At 43.1% G+C, this 25,443-nt stretch carries 19 protein-coding genes and 1 pseudogene; 6 read left to right on the top strand and 14 right to left on the bottom strand.

Annotated elements, in window-relative coordinates; translation table 11 throughout:
* Nucleotides 1-494: pseudogene (locus I8748_RS25840) on the top strand (glycosyltransferase); the annotation flags it as partial.
* A 124-nt stretch (nucleotides 495-618) separates the two neighbouring features.
* Here the strand turns inward: I8748_RS25840 and hpnH are convergent.
* The 3 genes from hpnH to I8748_RS25825 are packed head-to-tail and all read right to left on the bottom strand — an operon-like array spanning nucleotide 619 to nucleotide 5,369.
* Complete coding sequence (gene hpnH / locus I8748_RS25835; protein WP_198127384.1) at nucleotides 619-1,638, bottom strand: adenosyl-hopene transferase HpnH; 1,020 nt, start codon at nucleotides 1,636-1,638, stop codon at nucleotides 619-621.
* Nucleotides 1,639-1,695: 57 nt separating this feature from the next.
* Nucleotides 1,696-2,679, bottom strand: coding sequence for a hopanoid-associated sugar epimerase (hpnA, locus tag I8748_RS25830; RefSeq protein ID WP_198127383.1), 984 nt, complete (start codon nucleotides 2,677-2,679; stop codon nucleotides 1,696-1,698).
* Complete coding sequence (locus tag I8748_RS25825) at nucleotides 2,679-5,369, bottom strand: efflux RND transporter permease subunit (RefSeq protein WP_198127382.1); 2,691 nt, start codon at nucleotides 5,367-5,369, stop codon at nucleotides 2,679-2,681. The genes hpnA and I8748_RS25825 overlap by 1 nt, the downstream gene beginning before the upstream one ends.
* A gap of 153 nt (nucleotides 5,370-5,522) precedes the next feature.
* Here I8748_RS25825 and I8748_RS25820 point away from each other — a divergent pair, with 153 nt between their 5' ends.
* A complete protein-coding gene (locus I8748_RS25820) occupies nucleotides 5,523-6,203 on the top strand; it encodes a 5'-methylthioadenosine/S-adenosylhomocysteine nucleosidase family protein (RefSeq protein WP_198127381.1) in 681 nt (226 codons plus the stop codon).
* A gap of 47 nt (nucleotides 6,204-6,250) precedes the next feature.
* On the opposite strand, the gene I8748_RS25815 is transcribed toward I8748_RS25820, so the two are convergent.
* From I8748_RS25815 to I8748_RS25795, 5 genes are all read right to left on the bottom strand, one after another.
* Entirely contained in the window at nucleotides 6,251-6,619 is a 369-nt protein-coding gene (locus I8748_RS25815; RefSeq protein WP_214662760.1) for a hypothetical protein, read from the bottom strand.
* A complete protein-coding gene (locus I8748_RS25810) occupies nucleotides 6,591-7,529 on the bottom strand; it encodes a ribonuclease Z (RefSeq protein ID WP_198127379.1) in 939 nt (312 codons plus the stop codon). The genes I8748_RS25815 and I8748_RS25810 overlap by 29 nt, the downstream gene beginning before the upstream one ends.
* A gap of 766 nt (nucleotides 7,530-8,295) precedes the next feature.
* On the bottom strand, nucleotides 8,296-8,727 hold the full coding sequence (locus I8748_RS25805; protein ID WP_198127378.1) for a hypothetical protein: 432 nt from the start codon (nucleotides 8,725-8,727) through the stop codon (nucleotides 8,296-8,298).
* A gap of 58 nt (nucleotides 8,728-8,785) precedes the next feature.
* A complete protein-coding gene (cobU, locus tag I8748_RS25800; RefSeq protein WP_198127377.1) occupies nucleotides 8,786-9,334 on the bottom strand; it encodes a bifunctional adenosylcobinamide kinase/adenosylcobinamide-phosphate guanylyltransferase in 549 nt (182 codons plus the stop codon).
* Nucleotides 9,335-9,362: 28 nt separating this feature from the next.
* Complete coding sequence (locus I8748_RS25795; RefSeq protein ID WP_198127376.1) at nucleotides 9,363-10,601, bottom strand: glycosyltransferase; 1,239 nt, start codon at nucleotides 10,599-10,601, stop codon at nucleotides 9,363-9,365.
* Between the two features lie 586 nt (nucleotides 10,602-11,187).
* Here I8748_RS25795 and I8748_RS25790 point away from each other — a divergent pair.
* The 4 genes from I8748_RS25790 (at nucleotide 11,188) to hpsU (ending at nucleotide 14,741) form a co-directional block, all read left to right on the top strand.
* A complete protein-coding gene (locus tag I8748_RS25790) occupies nucleotides 11,188-12,003 on the top strand; it encodes a hypothetical protein (protein ID WP_198127375.1) in 816 nt (271 codons plus the stop codon).
* Between the two features lie 138 nt (nucleotides 12,004-12,141).
* On the top strand, nucleotides 12,142-13,074 hold the full coding sequence (locus I8748_RS25785) for a glycosyltransferase (RefSeq protein WP_198127374.1): 933 nt from the start codon (nucleotides 12,142-12,144) through the stop codon (nucleotides 13,072-13,074).
* 8 nt (nucleotides 13,075-13,082) lie between these two features.
* Complete coding sequence (locus I8748_RS25780) at nucleotides 13,083-14,024, top strand: glycosyltransferase family 2 protein (protein WP_198127373.1); 942 nt, start codon at nucleotides 13,083-13,085, stop codon at nucleotides 14,022-14,024.
* A gap of 150 nt (nucleotides 14,025-14,174) precedes the next feature.
* Nucleotides 14,175-14,741, top strand: coding sequence for a hormogonium polysaccharide biosynthesis acetyltransferase HpsU (hpsU, locus tag I8748_RS25775; protein ID WP_198127372.1), 567 nt, complete (start codon nucleotides 14,175-14,177; stop codon nucleotides 14,739-14,741).
* Between the two features lie 107 nt (nucleotides 14,742-14,848).
* Here the strand turns inward: hpsU and I8748_RS25770 are convergent, their stop codons facing one another.
* From I8748_RS25770 to hpnJ, 6 genes are all read right to left on the bottom strand, one after another.
* Entirely contained in the window at nucleotides 14,849-15,664 is an 816-nt protein-coding gene (locus I8748_RS25770) for a DUF928 domain-containing protein (protein WP_198127371.1), read from the bottom strand.
* A 289-nt stretch (nucleotides 15,665-15,953) separates the two neighbouring features.
* Nucleotides 15,954-18,305 (bottom strand): CHASE2 domain-containing protein, encoded by a 2,352-nt coding sequence (locus tag I8748_RS25765; RefSeq protein ID WP_198127370.1) that lies wholly within the window; start codon nucleotides 18,303-18,305, stop codon nucleotides 15,954-15,956.
* Between the two features lie 348 nt (nucleotides 18,306-18,653).
* Complete coding sequence (locus I8748_RS25760) at nucleotides 18,654-19,622, bottom strand: DUF1822 family protein (RefSeq protein ID WP_198127369.1); 969 nt, start codon at nucleotides 19,620-19,622, stop codon at nucleotides 18,654-18,656.
* A gap of 221 nt (nucleotides 19,623-19,843) precedes the next feature.
* The gene (locus I8748_RS25755) at nucleotides 19,844-22,606 is read right to left on the bottom strand and encodes a CHAT domain-containing protein (protein WP_198127385.1); all 2,763 of its coding nucleotides are present in this window, start codon (nucleotides 22,604-22,606) and stop codon (nucleotides 19,844-19,846) included.
* A 110-nt stretch (nucleotides 22,607-22,716) separates the two neighbouring features.
* Nucleotides 22,717-23,592 (bottom strand): hopanoid biosynthesis-associated protein HpnK, encoded by an 876-nt coding sequence (gene hpnK / locus I8748_RS25750; protein ID WP_198127368.1) that lies wholly within the window; start codon nucleotides 23,590-23,592, stop codon nucleotides 22,717-22,719.
* A 251-nt stretch (nucleotides 23,593-23,843) separates the two neighbouring features.
* Nucleotides 23,844-25,280: a hopanoid biosynthesis associated radical SAM protein HpnJ gene (gene hpnJ, locus I8748_RS25745; RefSeq protein ID WP_198127367.1), complete on the bottom strand. Its 1,437-nt coding sequence runs from the start codon at nucleotides 25,278-25,280 to the stop codon at nucleotides 23,844-23,846.
* Nucleotides 25,281-25,443 lie beyond the last annotated feature (163 nt).

The raw sequence follows: 25,443 nt of genomic DNA, 5'->3' as shown, positions 1-25,443 counted from the left end.
CCTCTGGGGATAGGGGGGGAAGGGGAGCAGGGGTGCATTTCCAATTCCCAATTCCCAATTCCCAATTCCCATCTTTCCCAAAGGGTCGTATCTGGCTGGGATTAAGTTCTTTAACTTGTAGTTTGCGTCCCTATCCTTTTCTAGCGACAATCTGGAATATGGTTGCCCGTACCGCTTATACTCAACTGAATTATTCTCCATTGCTGCTACTAGGTACTCTGGTGGCGATGACTCTCATTTATCTAGTTCCACCCGTGGGTGTGATTTTGGGTGCAGCTTTGGGGAATTGGGCGATCGCATTTACAAGTTTATCAGCATGGCTGTTGATGACTTTGGCTTACTACCCTACGATCCGCTTTTATCAATGTCCTTTCTGGTTAGCTTTTAGCTTACCTGCGATCGCTTTTCTCTACACATTAATGACTCTAGATTCCGCAATCCGTCATTGGCAAGGGCGCGGCGGTTCCTGGAAAGGACGAGTTTATCTAGGATAACTGATGACTGATGATTGATAACTGATAACTATCAATACTTTGTGCCTTTGTGGTGAAAAATCTTTAACCACAAAGACACGAAGACACAAAGGGTTTTGACTGCTTGTGAATGTACGCTTGTTTTCTAACTCTTGCCAAACACAGCACCGAGGGAACGTGCTATATTTTGCGGTTGCATGGCGTCCATTGCGGCGGTAGGTTCATAACCACAGTGCATCATGCAATCTGCACACTTGGGATTACCACTAGCACGACCGTATTCACTCCAGTTAGTCTCTTCTAGCAGTTCTTTGAAGGTGGCATAATAACCTTCACCCAACAGATAACAAGGTTTTTGCCAACCAAGAATGCTGTAACAAGGGCTACCCCAAGGTGTACATTCGTAGTCTTTCTCACCAATGAGAAAATCTAGGAATAAGGGATTATGATTGAAATTCCAGTTTTTTGTACCAGCTTTGTATGGTGCTAAAATTTCCCGGAAGAGGGCGCGGGTTTGTTCACGTTTGAGAAAATGATCCTGATCTGGTGCCCACTCGTAACTGTAACCAGGAGAAATCATCATCCCATCAGTGTTTAATGTTTCCAAGAAGTCAAAGAACTCTTGAGTTTCTTTGGGGTCGCAACCTTCAAAGATAGTAGTGTTAGTAGTGACACGAAAGCCTCTAGCTTTGGCTGCACGAATGGCTTGGACTGCAATATCAAAAACGCCTTTGCGGTCTACACATTGATCGTGCCACTCTCGCATCCCATCTAAATGCACGCTAAAAGTCAGATATGGCGAAGGTTGAAATTTAGGCAAGCTTTTTTCTAACAACAAACCATTGGTACACAAGTAAATATATTTCTTGCGCTCAACTAAGCCCCGGACAATTTCATCAATTTGGGGATGTAGCAGAGGTTCTCCCCCAGGAATTGAAACAACTGGTGCGCCGCACTCTTCCACTGCGGCAAAGCACTGCTCTGGGGTGAGGTTTTGTTTGAGAACTTCCGTTGGATGCTGAATCTTACCACAACCGCTACAAGCTAGATTACACCGAAATAGAGGTTCTAACATCAAGACAAGGGGGAAGCGCTTGCGCCCCAACAGACGCTGAGTAACTAGATACTTCCCAATATCCATAGCTTGTTGTAAATTAATCGCCATTTTTCCGATCGCTCCTCAGTTGTATATCAAAATACCATCAAATACTTCATTTTTCTTTCATTTCACATAACCCCCACAGACAAACCAATTTACAGCATCCTTGAGTGCTGTTTCTAGGGAGGACTGAGGTAAACCTAGCTCTTGTATAGCCTTTGAGGCATCATAGTACATGGGTTGAAAAGACATACGCACACCATCTAAAGGCACTGATGGCGATTTACCCAACGGTGCGAGAATCTTTTCGTCAACCCAAGCTACACCCAGAGGCAACCAAAGAGGTACAGAAAGCTGGGGTGCCGACAATCCGGTAATCTCGGCCAGTTGGTCAAGCAATTGCTTGAAAGTCAGGTTTTGATGACCTAGGATATAGCGATCGCCACTTTTGCCTTTTTGCAAAGCCAGTAAATGTCCCCATGCCACATCACGGACATCGATAAAATTCAGACCAGTGTCTAAATAGAAAGGCATTTGCCGCCGCAAAAACCGCAGGACAATATCACCTGTCGGGGTAGGCTTGATATCCAACGGCCCGATGGGGCAGCTAGGATTGACCACAACTACTTCTTGACCACAAGCCACAGCTTGCATGGCTTCTTGTTCTGCCAAAAATTTAGACTTTTTATACTCACCTACCAATTTTTCTAGGGTACTTTGATGAGTTTCATCTACAACTTGACCAGATGAACCCACACCAATCGCTGCCACGGAACTGGTATGAACAGTGCGCTCAATACCTGCTTTGCGAGCAGCATTCAGCACATTACGCGTACCCAGAACATTGTTTTGGTAGAGTAGTTCTCGGTCTTTTAGCCAGAGAGAATAGTGGGCTGCTATATGAAAAAGGTACTGACAGCCTACCATGTGTTGCCACAAAAGCGGGTCATTTAAATCACCTTTAACAATTTCTACTTCCAGACCGCGCAGATTTCCTAAATTGCTGCTATGGCGTACTAAGGCTTTTACGGCGTATCCTTGTTGCAGCAACAACCGCACCACATGAGCGCCAATAAAACCCGTACCCCCCGTGACAAAGACTTGCATCAATTCTCTACTCCTCTGCTCCCCATCCTCTTGAAGCGGGGAAACCAATCATCTAGAATCGTGTAAACCACTGGCACAACAATTAGACTGAGGATAGTTGAAGTTACCAGACCGCCAGCAATAGCTACAGCCATAGGCGATCGCAATTCCGAACCTGCTCCTAAACCTAAAGCGATGGGTAGCATCCCTAAAATAGTGGAAGCAGTGGTCATCATAATTGGTCTAAGACGTACTAGTCCTGTTTTGAGGATAGCATCGGTGCGTTCTAAACCAGCTTTGCGTAGCTGGTTGATGTAATCTACAAGGAGGATAGCATTTTTATTTGCTAGCCCCAGCAAAAAGACAAACCCAATTAGTGAAATCATGCCAAAGTCGCTTTTGGTAATCAGTAGCGCCAGCATTGCTCCTACCAATGCCAAAGGCAAAGAAATACCAATGACGACAGGATCTACCCAGGTTTTGAATAGCAAAATTAGTACCACGATAATGCACAGGGCAGATAAAGCTAGAGTAGTGCCGAAACTGCCAAAAACTTCTCCTTGGCGGGCCGAGTCTCCTCCCAAATCCAGGGAAACACCAGAAGGTAACACTGCTTGAGCTTCAGCCACCAGTTTATCAGTGGCATCACCTAAAGACAAATCCTTGCCCAAATTAGCACTGATATAAGCTACCCGCTGATTATTCAGCCGCTCAATATGAAAAACCGTGCCTTGTAAATTCTGTTCACCTGTAACTGTGACATCAGCGAATCCCGGTAGTTTGGCAATCCTTTCTTTAATTGCCTTGGCAGCTTTGCTTAAAGCTTGGAGATCATTTCCTCGCAATGCCACCTGAAGCGGTTTTTGTCCGCCGGTATCGACAAATTGAATATCTTCCACACTAGTAGTTACCCCAGGCAGAGTTGGCAAAGCAGAGCGAAATTGGTCTTGTAATCCGACCGTTGTAATCTGGCGATCATCCTTCAGTTTCACATAGAGCGTACCCTTATTCGGTTCACCCTCACGAGAACCAACAGTAGTAAACACCGTTTCCACCACTGGAGATTTTCTCACTACCTGTTCCAGTTTTTTAGCAACTTCGAGAGAATCATTTAAGGGATTGGGAATTGGGGATTGGGAATTGGGATTTCTCCCCTGCTCTACACCCCTGCTCCCCTGCACCCCTGCACCTTCAGGAATACTCGGCAAAGGAGCGGTATAAGCAATATTGAACTCGCCGCGATCTAGTTTGGGAATAAAGCCTTTGGGGATCAGGGGAATTATTGCTATACCTGCGATGAAGCTGAGTGTAGCTAACCCAATAACTATCCTACGGTGATTCAAAGACCACCGCAGCAAGTCTGTGTAAGATTGGGCGAAAGCCACCCAGATATTTGCTTCTCGGCGAGGAGAACGTGAAGATTTAGGTTTTAGCCAATAGATAGCCAGAACTGGGGATAAAGTCCGAGCAACCAGCAACGAAGCAAGCATGGCCGCTGAAACAGTAATACCGAAGGGTTTGAAAAATTGACCAATTACTCCACCCATCAAACCGATAGGCAGAAACACCGCTACAGCCGTTAACGTAGCAGCAGTGACTGTTAACCCAATTTCGTTAGTAGCTAAAAGAGCAGCTTGGCGGGGACTTGCTCCATCTTCAATGTGACGCATAATGTTTTCCACATCAACGATCGCGTCATCTACAATACTGCCAATCACTAAAGCCAAAGCCAACAATGTAATCGTCTCTAAGTTGAAGCCGTAAATCGCCATGACGATAAACGTCGCCAACAAAGATGTGGGAATCGCTAAGGCGGAAATCAAAGTTGCTCGCCAGTTCCATAAAAAAGGAAAAATCACCACAATAGACAACAAGACTGCTTCTAGCAAAGCATCTATAGTTGACTTGGTGGCTTGGTGGATATATTTTGCTTGAGTAGCAGCTAAGGTAAGTTTGACATCTTTCAGGGTAGAACGCAGCTTTTGAACTTCTTTCTCAACCCGACTCACCACTTCTAAGGTGTTGGCGTTACCACGTTTAATCACCTGAAACGCCAGCGCGTTTTGTCCGTTAAACCTGACTAATGTAGCTCCTCCGGCTTCTGGGAGTGTATTAGCTGTATCTGGGGCAACAGATGCATTAGGATTGCCCAAAAGTGAAACTTTGAGAACTCCAGGCAGTTTTGCGATCGCTGGTACAATTTGATCCTTCGCCAGCTTAGTCAAATCTGTGAGATTCCGTGAGTTACTCTCAATGGCATAGCTAACAGCGGCTGACTCGTTCAAATTCAAGGGAATAATTTTGTAACTTGCTTTCTCAGGCAAAGTCAATTGCTTGAGCGCAGTTTCTACCTTGCGAGTCGATGTATCTAAATTAGTGCCAACCACAAAAGACACACTGACGGCAGTTTGACCAGGGTAGACAGATGCACGAATATCATCAATTCCTTCTAAAGAGCGCAGTCGCTCCTCCAATGGCTGGGTAAGCTTTGCTTCCGTATCTAGGGCAGTAGTGAGAGGTGCAGTAGCGTTTACCACTACCACCGGAAAGGTAATATCTGGAAATAAAGCATATTTGAGAGAACTAAAAGCAAGAGTACCAGCGATAGTTACGGCAATCCAAAAACTCACCGTCAACCACGAAAAGTCAATTGCCAATCTAGAAATATTAAAGCGTTCTCTTAGAGATTTTGAATTATGAAACTTTACCATCTGGAAAAATCATCGTGTGGGTGACACAATTATTTGTCATGCTACAGTAATCGGTTGTCAGTTGTCAGTTGTTAGTGGTCAGTGGTCAGTTGTCAGTGGTCAGTTGTCAGTTTCCCCCCCATCCCCCTCATCTCCCTCATCCCCCCATCCGCCATGCCCATCATTCTTGTGCCCCAAGGAGCCGAGTATAAAGCTGTGTGTCGCGGCTTAAGTCGAGTCACTGGCTTTAAACCAACTGTGATGCCGATACCAATTGGTGGTAAAGCCTTAAACCAATACCTGCAACAATGGTTAGAGAATGAAAATTTTCTGAATGATCAACAACCACAAGTCTTGATTATGGGTATATGTGGCAGCTTAACCAAGCACTATGGTGTCGGAGACATTGTGCTGTATCAAGATTGTGTTTATCAAGGAAAGTTGCGAGAGTGCGATCGCTCGTTTACTGCAAAGTTGTATTCTCAAGTACAACAAAAGGTATCTTTAGTCAAGTCTTTAACAAGCGATCGTGTCATTTGGTCTGCTGCTGAAAAACAGCATTTGGGTGAAACATCGGGGGCTGATGTTGTTGACATGGAAGGATTTGCTGCCTTAGAGTTTTTCCATCAGTTTGGTGTGGCAGTGGCTATGTTGCGAGTTGTCAGCGACGATTGTCAGCATGATATCCCAGATTTATCATCGGCAATAAATCCAGATGGTTCTCTTCAACTAATACCATTAGCACTAGGATTACTCCAACAACCAATTGCCGCTACTCGACTAATCCGAGGCTCATTAAAAGGACTCAAAGTGTTGGAGAAAATCACAAATTTACTATTTTTTAATCAAAACTAGGTTGAGTAAATTTCTCAGCATTTTCTCAGGAAATTTCTCATGTATTTTTAATGTATAGCAGTCGAAGCATAGTTTAGGACAGTGCTGATTGCTACTAGCCTTGAAATAATTTGCTTTCTAACGCCAGGTGCTTCAAGTCGGGAAACCCGACGCCAGTCGCAAGGACTGTCGGCGAAGCCTTTCGGCAATCGCTCATGGGGGGAACCCCCAAAACCGCGTTGCCTCACCACAGCGCTGGCTCCCCAACGCACTGGCTCCTCAGCAACGCCACATATGCGCGTCTGTCTTGCGACCGAACGCAGTGGCTCCACGATAGCGGGTTCGCCGTTAGGCGTTCTCAAAGAGTAGCCGCAAAAGCGTCTACAGCACTTAGCAATCAGCACTTTGCTATACTTCCCTGCGTCTGGGGACATCATAAGTCATGAAATCATAAGCCATGTCTGTATTGGGAAAGATTGCACGGGCTTCCTGAAGTAAATCCTTCAATTCCAAGGGATTTCCAGGAGCATAGCGTGGGCTGAAATGAGTCATAATTAACCGATGGGCTTTAGCGACTAAAGCTGTTTGTGCAGCCATTGTGGTTGTAGAATGCAATCGCTGAAAAGCCATATCTGCATCTTGATGGGCAAAGGTAGCTTCATGAATTAAAACATCTGCATCTTGCGCCAATTCTACTGCGCCCTCACAATAAACTGTGTCTGTGCAATAAGCAATCTTGCGTCCAATTTCTGTTGGGCCGCACAAATCTGTACCATTAATTACTCGTCCATCGCTAAGTGTCACTGTTTCACCACGCTTGAGTTGACCGTAAATGCGGCCAGGAGGAATTTGCAAAGCCTTGGCTTTTTCTACATCAAAGCGTCCTGTGCGGTCTTTTTCTGCTACACGGTAACCAAAGGCAGGAATACGGTGATGCAAAGGGCCACAACTAACAGTGAACTCATGATCTTCATAAATCACACCTGGACGGATGGCATGAACTTTGACGGGATAGGAAAAATGTGTATGAGAGTATCGAGAAGCAGCTTGGATATATTCATTTAATCCAGCTGGGCCATAGATATCAACTCGTTGCACATTACCAGCTAAGCCGCAACTAGCTAAAAGTCCCATCAAGCCAAAAATATGGTCGCCGTGCATGTGGGTGATAAAAATTCGGGATAATTGGCTGCTTTTCAGTTCACTCCGCAAAAGTTGATGCTGGGTACCTTCGCCACAGTCGAATAACCACAGCTCTGCCCGTTGGGGTAATCTAAGGGCAACGCTGGAAACATTGCGCCCTCTTGTAGGTACACCGGAACTCGTCCCTAAAAATGTTATCTGCACAGCGTTCTTTGGCCTTCCTCTTGCTCAATTGGACTGAAGAAAGGTTAAAGTATGAAGGATGAAAGATAAAGTTTTGATCTTTTATTATCCGCAAAATTAGCGTGAATTTATGAAAAAATCCAAGCACAGCATTCATTTTTCCAGCCCTAGGATTGCTCCTTAGGTTATATCCTTCATAATTCACACTTCACCCTTCTGTTGACGCTCTGTTTTCTATAGTGGCATGATTGTTGAGCAAAATACTTATGCGAAGAAGTCAGTCAAGAATCGGGAGTATAGTTAAAGTCCATTTTTTGACTTTATTCTTATATGTACCATGTAACTGCTTATTTAAACAACTTTTGTGACTTTTGCCAAATGTGAAAACGCCTAATAACTTGATACATCTAGTATTTCAGAAAGTACTTCACTTGGTATTTTATCTATGGAGATTAGACGTTTATCATATCAAACCTGATGCCATCTCAAGGATTAAAAAACTCCAGAGACGCTGATCACACAGAAAAATAAAAAGGAGAAATAATTCCGACACAGACGGATTTGATATCAAAGACCTATGTTAAGTAATACTAATTCCAGCATCAACCTTGTGAGCTTTCTTAAGAATAGCTTGCTATTTTTACAAAATCCTATTAAAAACTCCATCCGCTAGTGCGCTGGGGTAGTTCATTTATCTAGACATGACAATATATCTGTAGTCGTTTGTTAACCAATCACAGTAGTATTTTGAATAATTAGGAAAAACTTGTCAGTTGGTTGAATAAATTCAGCTGTTGAGTGATGTAATCTTACTCAAAACGCGATCGCGAATTGCCTTTAGTTGCTCTTCACTACTAACTGGGCTTCTTGGCGCTGGTAGTTCGGTATTGGGCCAGGTGGGTAAATCATTGCAAGGACACAACAAAGCTGGCATACCCACATTTCGCATAGCTATTGGCATATTGCAACGACTGCAAGGCGCTAATTCCCATGCTGGCGTCAATAGTTCGGCAATAGTTTCATAAGTACCCTCAAGGTAAAAGTCTCCTGATTCGGGCGAAAGAATTTGCTGCCAGCAGGTTTCAAATTCATCACTGTAGCGATCGCCTTTTAGGACTGGTTGGGGCAAAAAGCTTGCCTGACCATTGGCCTTCACTATCTTTTTGCCCAACTGAAACCAGTAGGCTAAATATCTTTGAACTTCTTGTTTGGTTGCCATACCATATATTATAAATTGTCAGATGGGCTAATTTTGATACAGAATGCTTAATTTCCCGTTAAGACTTTGGTGCTGGTAACGGCGAACCAAGAACGCTGAGATTCAGCACATGACCACCAGTAACTAAATAAACAGCTTCACAAATTCTACTTAACTGTCGCACCAAAGAACCCAGGCGATCGCGGAATGTCCGCCCCAGCGGATAAGCTGGCACAACACCCCAACCAGTTTCTTCTGCTACGAATATCATATCAGCAGCAACCATTTCCACTGTTTCTAACAACTCAAAAAGTGTGTTTTCCCAACTAATCTCATCCTCTTCTAAAAGATTAGCTACCCAAGTTCCTAAAGAATCTACTAAAAGGCAAGTGTTTGGTTTGGCATCGGCAAGAGTGGTAGATAGTTCCACAGGCACAGAAAGCGTTACCCAGTCTTGAGGACGGCGTTTTTGATGTTGTTGAATGCGTTGATGCCACTCCTGGTCATTTGGATTTTCAGTAGCTGTTGCTACATAAACAACGGCTTTCCCCGACTCTAGTGCCAGAGTTTCTGCCAATTCACTTTTACCGGATCTTGCCGGGCCCGTAATCAGAATAACTTTACCCAAAAGTTGTTTCCTTAGTTATAAAGTAGTCTCACGTAGTTTCAGAGTCGCACACCCACTCCCAGGTTTTGACCTGATTGATAGAATCTGAGGGCAGTAAACCATTTAAGTTATACAAAAGAGTATTCACAAAATTATCTGGTCGATGAAATTCTATCAATCGCTCTGTTTTTGTATTAAGAACATAATTATCACTTTCTGCTAGCCCTTTTTCTAAGGTTAATACTAGAGCTTCGTGATCAGTCAGGTTGCACGACCAACCAACTCCAAAACGCTCAATTATCATACCTGTATGTCCATAATTGTCAGCAATCACTGGTCTTTGTGCTGCAATTGCTTTCAGTATATTTTCTGATAAATTAGGTCTTTTATACTGAACTACAGCTGTTACATCTAGGGCACAGAAGCCCGCAATCAGTTCAGTGGAACTGAGAAATCGGTCTAAAAGGATGATGCGTCCTTGATTTAAGAGTTCTGTGAACTCGCTTTCAATAATCTGTCGATATTTTGAGTTAAGCTTGCCTGCGAGTAACAAATATGTATCTGAGCTGAGTTTTGCATTTTTAAAAGCTGCTACAAGTTCGGGAATTGCTTTGCGAGTATCCATTGCCCCAATAAAACCTACATATTTTCCATCAGTTGGGATATTCAGCATTTTCCTAGCTGTTTCTTTATCAAATAACACTGATGAAGGAACAGGATCAGGTACTATTCCTATTCTCCCTTGAAGTAATCTGTCTTGAACAAGAGCTTCGTAGACAACAGGATTGACCATAAGTAAGCGAGAGCAATTACAATTTTTCCATGTAAAACTATAAACTAGCTGTTTTATATAATCAGCAATTCCATTAGTGGCTCCAGAATAACCATAATGAAAAATTCCTAATGAATTCAAATCATTGGGTAAGGATTTTATACCCAAATAATTTTGAATTGCAAATATCAAACTTTGATAGTCTGCTGAAGTTGAAATTAAATAGTTCGGTTTCACATAATTAACCGCATTTAACAGGTTAGCTGCTACTTGTTTACGGTTATCTAAAGAACTTTTAGAGCTAACTTCCGGTAATGAGATATCAAAGGTGATGAATTTCGAGTACTCTGGAAATCTTTCATGAATTTTTAAAAAATCAAAATGCTGTTTAGTAATTGTAATAATTACTTCTTCGACTAATTTTCTCTCTACTAATCTGGAGAACTCAGGTATTATAATTTCAATATAATTACTATGGTGTCCCTTGTAGAACTGTTCAAAAACTTGGATTTTCATATTTTTATACTATCTATTGCTCAAAACCAATTTATAATTATTTTATAGCTAGTTTTTTTGATTTAAATTGAATTTATTTGCGACCTGTTTTTTTTATTTTTTCTAGAAAATGACTTGGTATACTTACAGTATAAAATTTAAAAAATATTTGTTTTAATCATTTTACTTAGAAAATAAATATTCAAATTTTACTCTATATATAGTTAAAAAAATAACTAGGATTTTTCTTTGTCTAGAGTTAAAATAAAGCATAATTGTAAATATTTAACGCTAAGAATTATAACTTAAATTACTAGTAAAGTTAAACTGGATATTGTTAGATAGAGTTAAAACTTTTACTTAGTTAAACTAAGCATAAACAATTAAAATAATAGTTAATGTATAAAATAATACTATTATAAAGTATACGAGTATTGGGCTTTACATGTTTTTTATTATTTATGGGATTGTTGACTATAAATAACTTTTAAGAGATAAAATTAGCACCAGCATTGTTTATGCCAAAATTGGCAAAAGTTAAAAATCTCAACAATCCGATTTTGATTATTCAATAATCACTGAGACCAGCAAATTTCAGGATATTTTTATGAAAGCAGGTATAAAACGTATTGAAGCAACCCTACATGATTTAGAGAATCGTAGCACGGACTCAGCTGAAGCCAGTGATTCCACAAAGCGGTCTTTCTCGTTTAGGATTAGTGTTGGGGCAACAGAGGCTGTAGCAGAGTCTGATACCGCAACTCAGGAGCAAACCAACACCCAAGTACAAGCAGATGGCACAAGTGCAGACTCCCTGAGTGATTTTACTCCTGAACAGAAATTTGCTCAGCACAGCCAAGAGGTGCAGACCTTTCCTGCACAAGATGGTAGTAGTAAAACACCCAGTCTGCCAAAGTTTAAAAATCCTACTTTCAGTAGCCATCGCCACGGAGCTAATCCAGGGTTAGCGATGAATCTCTTGCAAGAAATTCAGGAACATGTAGCTGGTTGGCAGCAAGAGCTACAAACAATTTTGCAGCAGATACAAGACTTATATTTAGAAGGGCCAATTGTCAACGGTTGGTTAGAATGTAATCCACAAGAACTAGAACAGGGAGGAACTGCCACACTGCGCCATGCAGAAGTTGAGCGTCTAATGGACTATGTAGAAGAAATTTGTACACCTGGGGTGAAAGTCTCTTATCAATCCTCTCGTACAGGTTATCGCCTCTGCGGTTTAGATACTTCTGGTAAACTCTGGTCACGTCCATGCCCACCGGATCAAGTACCCACTGTGAGTATGGCCATTGCTCGTCATCAAAAGTTACGTCAACTCTTGGGACGCAAGCAATATTTGGAAACCCGACTTAGCCAACTCGCTGAAACTTTAGTGATTTTACACAGCCACATCCAACAAGCTTAAAGTTTTCAAGAGTATTTCCGAAAAATCTCGGTTGGTGGGTGAGGAATTTTTGGTATAGATTAACCCTCAAAAGGCAATTGTTGGATTTAGGATTTTAGTTAAATTAAAATCCTAAATCTCAAATCAAAAATTAAACTTATGCCAGACACCCAAATCTCTGCCATTATCTGTACTCACAATCGAGATACCTATTTAGGTGCAGCGATTGACAGTCTACTGGCGCAGGATTTTGCACCTGAGTTTGAAGTTATAGTAGTCGATAATGGTTCTAGCGATCGCACCCGCGAAGTGGTAGAACAAAGGGCAAGCAATCACCGCTTGAAGTATGTCTTTGAACCCACCATTGGGTTGTCTGTTGCCCGCAATACTGGTGCAAGAGTTGCTGGTGCTGAAATTCTCGCTTATTTAGATGATGATGCAGTTGCCAGTACTCACTGGCTGCAAGTTTTATATTCTGCCTATATAAATAATTCTAAACTAGCGATCGCAGGTGGCAAAGTCACTCTTTTATGGCCTCAAGATATCCAACAACCAAGGTGGCTATCTCCCGGACTAGCAGGAAATTTGGGAGCATATGACTTAGGCGACACTAGCATTTACATCCAACAGCCTTCTTTAACCCCCAGAGGCTTAAATTACTCTATACGCCGTAGTTTCCTAGAAGAAATAGGTGGTTTTGATCCTCATCTTGGTCGAGTAGGGAAAAACTTACTATCCAATGAAGAACTGCAAATGACCGAGTTTGCCTTAGAGCGTGGTTGGCAAGTCGCCTATATTCCCGAAGCTTTAGTAGCTCACAATGTCGCGCCAGAACGCCTCAAACGCTCTTGGTTTTTAAATCGAGGCTGGTGGCAGGGCATCAGTGAATGCTATCGAGAACAACTCTCTGGTAAAGCTGGTATTGGTCAGTTACAGCGGGGCAGCGAACGATTTTTGCGTGGCTTGTATAAAGCATTGCAATATTTTTCCGACCCAGCAGAACGCTTTGATAAACTTGTGTATGCCTATGGTCAGGTGGGTTACTTAAATGCTGCTATTCAAGGTCTGCTGTTTACATCAAATAAAAAGTAATAACTGATATGTCATCTAAAATTCCAGTTTCTGTACTCATTCCCGCAAAAAACGAAGAAGCAAATTTGCCTGCTTGCCTCGCTAGCCTCACTAGAGCAGATGAAATATTTATAGTCGATTCTCAAAGTACTGATAAGAGTGCTGAAATTGCTAAAAGTTACGGCGCAAATATCGTACAATTCCACTTTAATGGTCGTTGGCCGAAAAAGAAAAATTGGTCTTTAGATAATTTGCCTTTCCGCAATGAATGGGTGCTGATTGTAGATTGTGATGAACGTATCACGTCTGAATTGTGGGCAGAAATTGCTCAAGCAATTCAAAATCAGGAATATACAGGTTACTACCTCAATCGCCGCGTATTCTTCTTAGGAAAATGGATTCGTCATGGTGGTAAATATCCTGATTGGAATCTGCGTTTATTTAAGCATAAACAAGGTCGTTACGAAAACCTAAATACAGAAGATATTCCCAACACAGGCGATAACGAAGTTCACGAACATGTCATCTTACAAGGCAAAGTTGGATATCTCAAAAATGATATGCTTCATGAAGATTTCCGTGACCTTTACCACTGGTTAGAAAGACACAATCGCTATTCTAATTGGGAAGCCCGTGTTTATTTCAATCTGCTCACAGGTCAAGGTGACAGTGGTACTATTGGTGCAAACCTATTTGGTGATGCAGTCCAGCGCAAGCGCTTCTTGAAAAAAGTATGGGTACATCTGCCCTTTAAACCATTTTTACGGTTTGTTTTGTTCTACATTATTCAACGTGGCTTTTTGGACGGCAAAGCCGGATATATTTACGCACGGTTGTTAAGTCAATATGAATATCAAATTGGAGTCAAACTTTACGAGTTACGCAACTGTGGCGGAAAGCTGAATACAACAACCACATCTAAATCTTTAGCATCATCCCTAACTCAAGAAATTGGGCAAACAGTGAGTTGAGCAGGGGAGCAGGGGTGCAGGGGAGCAAGGGAGATGGGGAGATGAGGGAGATGAGGGAGATGAGGGAGATGAGGAAGATGAGGGGGATGAGGGGGATGGGGGAGAGTGTTAACAGATGACAACTGACAACTGACAACTGACAAATGACAAATGACAAATGACAAACCCTTTGTAGATTTACGTAAATATGACCAATCCTGGTTTGATCGAGGACGACCTGGTTGGTATATTTTGCTATGGTGGTTTGTACAAGCGATCGCTTTTCCCCTAACTCCTCAACCGCTGTATATTTTGCGTAGTGTTTTGCTACGTCTATTTGGAGCTAATATTGGCAAAGGTGTATTGATCCGACCCACCGCTCGGTTTACTTACCCTTGGAAAATCACCATTGGCGACTACAGTTGGGTTGGAGATGACGTAGTTTTCTACAGTCTGGACGAAATTCGCATCGGTGAACACTGCGTAATTTCACAGAAAACTTACCTATGTACTGGTAGCCATGATATCCATGACCCTGCCTTTGGCTTAAAAGCAGCCAGCATCACCATAGGTAACGGAGCATGGGTAGCAGCAGATTGTTTCGTCGGGCCTGGAGTAGAAATCGGGGCTAATGCTGTGATTGGCGCTCGCAGTAGTGTTTTTAGTCACATGCCTTCGGGACAGGTTTGTTTAGGAAGCCCCTGTCGTCCCCGATATGCAAGGCTAGGGAGTCAGTAGTAAGTTGTCAGTGGTCACTGGTCAATAGTCAATAGTCAGGGGTTTTTCTCCCCTGCACCCCTGCACCCCTGCACCCCTGTACACCTGCACCCCTGCTCATCTTCCGACTAAGGTTTTTCAAAAAGAATTGGTTCCTCCGCCACGTCATCTAAGCGGATGCTGCTGAGCAAATTTTTCCACTCTGCCTTCAGTACGGCATCCTGAGGATATTGTTGACGCAGTTTTGCCAGTGTGGAGAGTGCATTATACCAAATCCCGTTTTGGGCATAGATAGTAAACTGCTGTAGAGGCGTTGCTCTTTTTAGCTGTTGGGCAATTTCTGGCTTGAGATTAACCCGTTTTATCACCCCTTCAACGTAAGTTGGGTTTGAGGGTTGGTCTGAATTACAGTTGATAGTCAAAAACCACCGATATTGTTTGCCTATTTCTAAAGAGGGAGCGTTAGCAGGCAGAGAAATACTGATGACTCCTGGCTGAGCTGGTAAAGCGATCGCTTCTTTATATTCTTTATATGTAGGGGATGAATCCTCATCTTTTTGCAGCACAAATTCAGTAGTAGAGGCACAATCTTTGTTAGCAGCATCTTTGGTATATGGTACATAGAACCAAAATGTTGGATTTGCCTCGGTTGTCAATCCCCAAACATTGGTCACTGATTCAGCTTTCTCAGTAAAGGGTACTAAAGCAGTCAGTTGAGGATTCACTGATGGACACGATTGCAATTCACAGAGGCTTCGCTTGGCTCCACCACGGACGCGACCTCCTGGATTACCTGATTCAGGTTGCGGCCAAGAAGGGGGTGCAGTTTGGGCAACAGTCGTGAAACTGCGAGTAGAAAATAGAAATGCTGGTGTTGCTAGTAACAAGGTCTGACTAGCAATGAAAGTTGTGTAGCTTAAAGCTAATGTTACAAATAGTTTCATAGTTAGAGTTTATTTTAGATTTTAGATTGAGAATCGCCTGAAAGCGTCTGAGTTTTGTGAATCTATCTGTCGCAATCATGTTTCAATTCAGTATTAGATTTCCAACCAGCAAATTAATTTTGTAAAAGTCCTAAATAATTTTTGAGATTTATGAACTCTGTATCTGTTCTGTTTCCTGAGCATTCTATGCTGCGGGTTCTGCTTTCAAGTAAAGCTTAAAGCCAGATATCTACGTTCAAAAAATCTACTGACGGCTCAAATAGGATTGCTATGGAATACTGGCTAAGTTCTATTGCTGGACATTCTGTCTGTCTAATCTGGCATTTTGCATTTTAAAGATTTCTACAACGCCAACTGTAATCAGTAAGGATAAAGCTGACGGTACAAAAGGCACCCAAACACCCCCAATTAATAGACCAAGACAGAGTAAATAGAGAATACTAGAGGTAACACCAACTGCCAATGCCAACCAGGGCAAAGAGCGCCACTGCCAAGCAACTACAGCTCCCACGATAGACCAACCCCAAATCCAGATCACTTCAACCCAAGGTGACCAAACCCGCAACAATGGACGCCCATCCAAAACTGCACTAACAATTTGGCTGACCATGTGCGCTTGTACTAGCACTCCTGGCATTTGCTCGTCTAATGTACTTCCGTAGGGCGTGGCCCAGTAGTCAGGAAAATCTCCTTTGGCTGTCACACCAATCAATACGATCCGATTTTTGATATCTCTGGGGTTGACTGGATTGGATAAAAATTGAGTTAGCGATACCTGTTCGGCAATGTTCTTGGAAGAGCGGTAATTAAGTAATATTTGACTGCCATTAGCATCAATGCCTTGATAACCTCCTGTACGAGGCGAAAGGCTTTGAAAAAGGGTATTACCTAGCCGCCAAGTTATGGGTTTTTGGGAGGCAAGCTGTGGTTCAATTTTATTTTTTAATGACGATAGATAGTGGAATGCTAGTTGCGTGCTGAACGCATAGGACGCAGAACACAAAGATGCGGTTTCTTGCTCCATGTATAGGAGATGGCGACGCACCACTCCATCACTATCGTGAATGAAGTCACTGAACCCTTGCTGTTCTTTGGGAATTTCGGGAGGCGGTGCAATACCCTTAGTTCCTGCTGATGTATTACTTCCCTTGCAGACCCCAATCAAGTTTTTAACGTGACCTAAACGAGTAATTAAATCTTTTTGTTCGGCAGGAAAATCACGATATATATCTAAGCCGATCGCACGGGGTTGGTACTGTTCTAGTTTTACTAATAGTTTATTGAGAGATGTTTCCGAGATCGAAGTTCCTTTGAGGATTTCACCATTACGTCGTTGATTTGCTAAATCTGTATCGTCAATGGTCACTACCAGTAAGCGGGGATCAGGGCCTTCATCTGGGCGCGATCGCATCATCTGGTCAAAAGCTTGTAGCTCACTGGTTTGTAGCCCTCCCAAAAACCTGACGCCACAGACTAAGGCAGTAATCGCCAGACTGGAGAACAAAGTTCTCTTCAATCCGCGTTTACAGAACGGATTTGAATCCGAAGTCTCTGGCTTTTTGGTATCCTTTAGCTCGTTCCAAGTGAGTGGTACTTGTGCCGGATTTTGACAAATTACTGGTAGCCAAGTTGCACAAGGAAATCTGTCCTCAATTCCTTGTAACCGTTCCCGTGCTTGTCGTACTGCTTGGTATAAGGTTTCACCGCCTGCAAAGCTTTCAAGAAAATACTTCAAGAACTCCTGAGCTACTATGTCTGGAACAGGTTCACGCATGACAATGATCTGCGGGATGTGCAAATCAGCCAGTTCTCGTGCTAGTCCCAACCCATCACAGGAGTTGAATATTGCCAATTGTAAACCCCGTTCAATGGCTGTTTTCAGGGCATACTTTAATTCACCGATAGTCAGGCTATCAGTTTGATTTAAATAGATTCGTCCGCAGTGACTACTTCCCTGACTGGAACTATGACCGGCGAAGAATAAAATATCCCAGTTTTTTCCCCAAAGATGATCCGTCAATTCCTTGCGCTGTGGCTCTACTACGAAATTCACATCCGCATCAGGGCACTTTTGCAAGATGGTTTGGTCTGCTTGCGTATCAATTCCTTGACTGTCACCTAAAATTGCCAAAATGTTGACTAGTGGGTTTGGTTCGCGTGGCTTGGCAATGAGTTCATAGCTTGGAGATGAGAGCGCAATTTCAGTTTTGGGGTAGCGTTCTAGCAAATCCCAAAGATGCCAAGGTAGTCTCTGCAATTGACTATTTTCTGATTGCAGAATCACTCGCACGTGATCTGCGGGCAATAATCTCTCTAGCCATTTCTCTCGTAGAGGACGAAAATCTTCCGCTTGCAGCCAACTATTAAAGCGTGCCCGCAAAATGTAGGCCATATTTTGGCAGTCTTGAGAAACTGACACATTTGTTACTTGTATTTTGTCAGCATCCAAACGGTAACGGTTACCCAACTGAATATAGCTAGATTGCCAACGGGCGTAGTAAAGGGGCATTTCGGGACATGGCGGCAGTTTCCCCGTAATTTCTATTGAGGGGCGATCGCTTTCTTCACCTATTTGGAGAGTAACAGTAAACCCCAGATCAAAACTACCGTCTGTGAATTTCAGAACCACTAACTTAGCCATGACCGTCACTTTGCTCTCATTCAAAATCACTGAAGTGCTGATGTTTCTTGACTCACGCTATCATTTGAGTTCTGCTTGACAGTACAGATACTTTCTGAGAACTCTTTATAGGGAAAACAGCTGTCTAGATTTAGCTAACCCTGTTGAGAGCATTGCAATCTCTTTTTGAGGTAAACCCTTGATCTAATTACTGTTTCACCGCTGTACGTCTAGAAAAGAAGTCACCACTCCAACTTTTATCTAAATGCAAAATTCTCAACAATCCAGTATGAATATTTAATTATTGAAGTGTTAATTCTCCTATTTCCTTTTAACCATGTCAATAATTAACAAAATCTGAAGATTTCCTTAAATGATAAAGTTTTCTGTGATACTCATATCATCTAATGATACCTGAACACTAAACTGTTCTTGAATTTCACCTTTAAACTGTAATTGAATGTAATTATCAGCACTTCTAGCTTGTGCTTCTAAAAATACGGTTCCCGTTCCATCTAGAACGGTGATTTTTACTCCTGTTGGTAAGTAAATTTGATTACCAGTAGAATGTAATTGTAAACGAATACTAGTTTGTTGATTAGCTTCAGGGCTGATTTCCACAACCAACATCACGGGTTGATCAGCTATCTTGATACCCAAATCAATTAGTTTTGCTCGTCTTGTGATTGTTTGTGCTTGGTTGTATGATGTTTCTTCAAAAGTTACCGCACTGCGAAAGGCATAAGCAGGTCTGGCTTCTAGCGAGTTCAATAAAGATTCAACTGTTTGCCAGCCAGCCTGACATTGATTGGTAAACCACTGGCTTAAGTTCACCAAAGTATCAAAAGTAGAAGTTCTCAGTTCTCCTAAACGATCAATTAATGCTTCTGGTGGCTGCAATTGACTCAAAGGCAATGTTTCTGTGGTGACATTTTTGATAAACCCTAATAGTTTTGCTTCTTGTAGCGATTCATCAATTTGTACTACCACATAACCCACTCGTTCTTCCCAAGTTTCTGGTGGAACTAAGCATGTCTGCTCGTGCAAACGCACCGGACGACACTCCAAACGACCAACAGAAGGCATCTGCAAGTCAGCTACATTGGCAGTTAGCCGCATGACAGAATTCCAACTGTCACTTGCTCTGAGGTCGGTAGGTATTTCCATCATTTGTAAGTAGTCATTTACCACCGATACAGCTAGCGTATTCATCTGAACTTGCTGTGCTTTTTCAGCAGTAGGTTGTTGGCTGGCAAATTGCTGAGCTGTAGTACGGGCTGCTTGTGAAATTGGCAAGGTGATTGCGGAATCGTCTAGCTTGTAGGTGGTGTTAATCATAATTTCATCCCAGTGATCAATGCTGCTATATACATTTAACGCCTGCATCCACAAAATTTATGCCACGAAGTCGGAAAAAGTCTGAAAAAGTATTCCAAAGTTAGGGACTAGGGAATGAGGAATGGGGTGATGGGTAATGGGTGAGATGTGATGACTAATAGTAAAATCCAATTACCAATTACCAATTACCAATTACCAATTCCCAATTCCCCATTCCCTAATTACAACCAATTGCCAATTAATACATAGGCAGACCAAAAGCTGGGCGCTCGATAGTTAGGATGTTGTAATAGTTTTAACTGAGCATGGCGCACAGCTGCGGCTTTAGTCATTTTGCCGCGGTTCAGTTCTCGATAGAAGTCACCAACAAACAAGGCTGTTGCTTCATCGTCAATTTGCCACAGGGATGCCAGGGTACTGCGTGCCCCGGCTCGTACTGCTGCTCCTGCTAGACCGAGGGCTGCACGGTTGTCTCCGGCAGCTGTCTGACAGGCACTCAACACTAATAGTTCTACTGGTTCGGCTCTATTTTCATCCCGACTCCGCAGAAGACTGTCAAATCGTTTGACATTGATCGGGCCATCAGCAGCCAAAATAAAGGTGTTCTCAGCACTAGAACTAAACTCTCCGTGAGTTGCCAGATGTACCACATTAAATGGAGCGGTATTCACTTCTGTTTCCAGAGCCTTGCGGGTGAACTGCTGATCTAGCAGACTAGTGGTTGATACTCCAGCGCTAGCAATCAGATTGATTTCATCCTTGATGGCAGGCAAGGGGGCATAATCAGAAAAACCAACAGGAGGCTTAGTTAAACCAGCAGTTAATGCTCTCAGTTTTTCTTGTACAAAAGGTTTGGGTTTTTGTAATTGTAAACCGACACTCAAGGCGATCGCATATTTTTCTACGAGGTATTGCTTGCCATCGTAAAGAGATGCCATTGGTAAATTACGTAACTTACCATCTAGTACAAACACTAGGGTATCTACCTTACTTGCCGCTAATTCTGATTCAATGGGTTTGAGCAACCATTGGTAAACTTCTTGCGATTGGGTTTTAAAGGCGTTGGTAGCCGCAGGATTGACAAGAGTTTTTCGTAATTCGGCAACACGTTTGTCTACGTATGCTTGGGAAATATTCTGACTGTAATGCCGTAAGGGTTTATTGGGAATTTTGACAATTACTTGGAGTTGTTCGGGGAGAATAATTGGGTAAAGGATGGCAGCAGTAGGATTATCTTGGTCTACTACTTTATCGAGGGTCACACTTTGACCTTGTAAGCAAGCTTCTCTGAAGAAGTTATCTAACTCTGCTAACTGCAATGCTTCAATTCGCTGGCGTGCTTTATCTAAAATTGTTTCATCCAGTTTTTCTTCTGGGGATTGCAACAGTAACTCTACTGACTCTCGATACACAGGTTCAACACTGTCGCGGAAGTTAAATTGTACATCCTGATTTTTGTCAGCTACCAAGTCACTACGGAGAGACTTGAGAGTTTCTACAGCCGCATCATAAGCTACGATCGCTCCCTTGATATCTTTTTGTGACCGTTTCAACCTACCTAACTGCCACTCCGATTGATAGGCAATGTCTGGTGCGTTATTGGTCTGAGCAAGGATTAATGCTTGCTGGGTGAGACTTTCTGCATCTGACCACTGCTGGTTTTTCTGGTACAAACTACCCAAACTCAAAAGTGCATAAGCTTCTGCTCGTTTATCCCCCAAACTCCGGGATTGTTCAACGGTGGTGGCGAGCGATCGCCCTAAGTCTTGAGTGCTAAATTCCCAGAGAGATTTTCTACTCGGCAGTTGGGACTCACGACTTTGGAGTTTCACCAGGCTCTGGGCAAAATTGATCTGGGCGTAGATGGCAGCACGGCTGTTAGGCAGTTGCTTGACTTGGGATTCAATTAATGGTATGGAAGCTTCAGCCTCTGTAAATTTTTGCTCTTCGATGAACAGACTCAAAAGATTGAGTTGGGACTGGACTTTTATTAGGGGCGAGGGGGATACTTGAGTTGTTTGTTGATAATAGTTAATCGCCTCACTCAGCCAGTACTTGGGGTCTGATTCTTGACGGGATACTTGAGTTGTTTGTCGATATTTAGCGATCGCTTGTTTTTGTTCATACTGTGCGCGAGCGTGGTTGCCTAGACTGAAAAGACTTGCCCCGATTTCTGTGTTTGATTGCAAACGCTGAGCAATCTCCCAACTTTGTTTGAGAGCATCCAGGGAGTTTTGCCCATCTCCCACTGCTAGAAGAGCATCACCAAGCGATCGCAATCCTACTGCTTTTTCTATTGAGTCTGGTTGAGATTGTAACTTTTGATATACTTCTGTGAGTATTTTGACTGCACGAGGGTAAAATCCTTGCGTTCGCCATGCCTGTGCAAGATTTATCTGCGATCGCACCACGCCACTGTCATTTTTTGCTTGCTTGTAAATTTCTGCTGTCTGCTTCCAAGTTTCTAAAGCCTCCTGTGTCTGCCCCATTGCTAGTTGCAGACGGCCTTGAATATCCAGTGATTTTGCTAATACTTGTAAATTTTGATTTTGATCACCTGTCCTTAGCAAGTTCAAGCTCTCTGTAATTGCCTGCTTTGCTTCAGTCCATGCACCCAGTTGTTGGTAAGCCAGAGATAAATTACTGAGAGTGATGGCGAGTTTGAGATTATCCCCTTTTTGCTTGTATTCCTGTGCTGCCTGCTGTAATATCTGCACTGCTTCGGCAAAACGTCCAGCATCGTATAATACTTTTCCCTGTTCTAAGGGTGAGGCAGAGATAGTATTAGCAATAGTTGCATTTGCCTGATGGTATGAGGAGTTCATTGCACTAGGAACTTTTGCTAACACGGGTGAAGCAAGGATGCACAGCAAAGCTATCAGAAAGTACGAAAGCAAATTTACCCAGTAAAAAGTTTTACCTTGTGCCTTTCGCCTTCTAATTTTTATAGAATTTTGGTCATAAATCTTAGTTGTTTTAATCATGGACATAGCCACTAATTCGTAATTCGTAATTCGTAATTCGTAAGGAGAAACTGGATTTTCACTCAGCAACGCCAGATGCTTCAAGTCTGGCGACCGAACGCACTGGCTCCTCAGCACTCAGCACTCAGCACTTTGCTATAGTTAGTTAATTCAAAATTGTTAGCAATCAATACTTCACGGACTTGCTTGCTTAATAGGGCAGCAAGTTCCGCTTGACCCGCACCCAATGGGCCATTGAGCGGTTCCCCGTGATTAAGGACTGCGGGATGGGAATAGATCTCTACTAAATCTGCTTGAATCTGGGGTATCAGACCTAGCAAATATTCCTCAGTCATAGAGCCGGTTTGTAGCAAGCCGTAGACTCTGTTAGCAAACCCAATACCTTTAGATGTTAGCAAATCCTCACCATAGCGCCGCAATCTACCGAATACTCCAGCCCAGACTAACTTGGTGAATAAACTGCGACGGTCGAGCTTGAGGTTAATACCCAGTTCTTCAGATGGTAGACGGATAACTCGAATTTTAAACTCTTGTGCTAACTCCACCAAGATACGTAGTACTACTGGGTGAGTGTGTAAATGTAGATGTCCGTCGACATGGGAAAGAGGTAACCCAGATTCACGGAATTTTTCCAATTGACCTCGAATTTCTTGGCGGAGTTCTTCACGGGCGGCGGCATGGAATTGATAATGCAACCCTGCTTGCAGAGGGCTATTTGAAAAGTTCCCCATTGAATCAACCAAGTGGGGAATTTGAGAGGGTGGTAAAACAGCCCGACCGCATACCAATACTAAGTGCAGACCGACAGCCAAATTTGAGTGAGTACGTGCTAAAGCGATCGCTTCATCTGCGGCATCACCAGTTACCATCAAGCTGGTGCTAGTCAGCACACCTTGCTCATGTGCTTGAATAATCGCTTGATTCACGCCACGAGAAAAGCCGAAATCATCACCATTAATAATGACAAAACGATGGGAATTGGGCATGGGGAATTGGGCATGGGGAATTGGGAATTGGGAATTGGGAATTGGGCATGGGGAATTGGGAATTGGGAATTGGGAATTGGAATTGGGAATTGGGAATTGGGAATGGGTTTAGTTATTCTCCCCCTCATCCTCCTCATCCCCCTCATCTCCCCCTGCTCCCCTGCTCCTTTGGGTACAGGAACACAGTCATCAACTTCAACCCTCATCCCCCTCATCTCCCCTACTCCCTACTCCCCACTCCCTATTCCCTATTACGTGTGTGTCGCAGCTTGAGTACGGCGTTCTCTCAGGTAGGAGAAAAATTCGGCACCTTCGCGCAGGCGACGTACTAACATTTGTCGGTCAGTTAACATTTCCTTGACGATTGGTGCGATCGCTTGGGGACGGAAGTAAAATTTACGGTACATGCGCTCAACGGCATCTTCAATTTCCGCACTGGAAAGAGTAGGATATTGCAGTGTGGAGGTTTGAATGCCGGAGTTAGCAACTAAAGCTTGGTCGCTAAACCAGCCGTTGGCTTTGGCTTGTTCATAAAGTTCTGTGCCAGGATAAGGTGCGGCGATGGAAACTTGAATGGTATGGGGACTGAGTTCGCAGGCAAAGCGAATTGTTTCTTCGACAGTTTCTCTGGTTTCAATTGGCAGTCCAATAATAAAGGTACCGTGGACGGTAATGCCAAGTTTGTGACAGTTTTTCATAAATTCCCGCGCCACTTCTAGCTTGATGCCTTTCTTAATGCCGTTGAGAATATTTTGGTTACCAGATTCAAAACCGACTAGCAATAATCGCAGACCATTGTCACGGAGTTGTTTGAGAGTATCGTAGTCTAAGTTAGCGCGGGCGTTGCAACTCCAGGTCAGCTTGAGCCGCTTCATGTGTTCGCTAATGGCGATCGCTCGATGTTTATCAATGGTAAAGGTGTCATCATCAAACATATATTCCCTTACCTTGTCGCCAAAGATGGCTTTGGCTTCTTCCATTTCGCGTCCCACAGCTTCGGGGCTTTTATGGCGGTAGAGGTGACCGCCAATTGTCTGCGGCCAGAGGCAAAAGGTACATTTTGCCGGACAACCACGCCCAGTGTAAAAGGAAATGTACGGATGCAGCAAGTAGCCAATGAAATATTTTCTAATGTCTAGGTCACGTCCATAAACTGGTAAGACGCTGGGCATAGCATCCCAATCATGGATTAATGGTCGCTCTTCATTGTGCTGGATGTTAGAGTTCTGGTCACGGTAGCTCAAACCCTTAATTTCTGACCAAGATTTACCTTCGGCTAGTTCCTTGCAGGTATAGTCAAATTCATTGCGACATACAAAGTCGATGACTGGGTGATCTCGTAGCGTCTCTTCTGGTAAGACAGCTACATGTGCCCCAACGAAACCTATTTGTACATTGGGATTTGTAGCTTTTATTGCCTCAGCACACTTGACATCATTAGTCAATGAAGGTGTACTGGTGTGCATGATAATCAGTTCGTAGTCTTTGGCGATTTTCAGCACATCCTCCACAGTTTGACCATGTGGTGGAGCATCTACAAGCTTGCTACCTGGTACAAGTGCCGCAGGTTGCGCCAACCATGTAGGATACCAAAAAGAAGTGATTTCGCGCTTGGCTTGGTATCGTGAACCGGCACCACCATCAAATCCATCAAAAGAAGGAGGATTGAGGAACAGGGTTTTCTTCACTGATATCTCTCCCACACTCATTTTTTTAGTTAATCTACAAAAATATAAAAAATTGGGAATTGGAAATTGGGAATTGGAAATTGGGAATTGGGAATTGGGAATGGGTTTAGTTATTCTCCCCCTCATCTCCCTCATCTCCCTCATCCCCCTCATCCCCCCCTAC

This window comes from Amazonocrinis nigriterrae CENA67, from assembly GCF_016056305.1.
Lineage (GTDB): Bacteria > Cyanobacteriota > Cyanobacteriia > Cyanobacteriales > Nostocaceae > Amazonocrinis > Amazonocrinis nigriterrae.
Note: the sequence above shows the minus strand (reverse complement) of the source record. Positions and strands in the feature narration are given on the sequence as shown.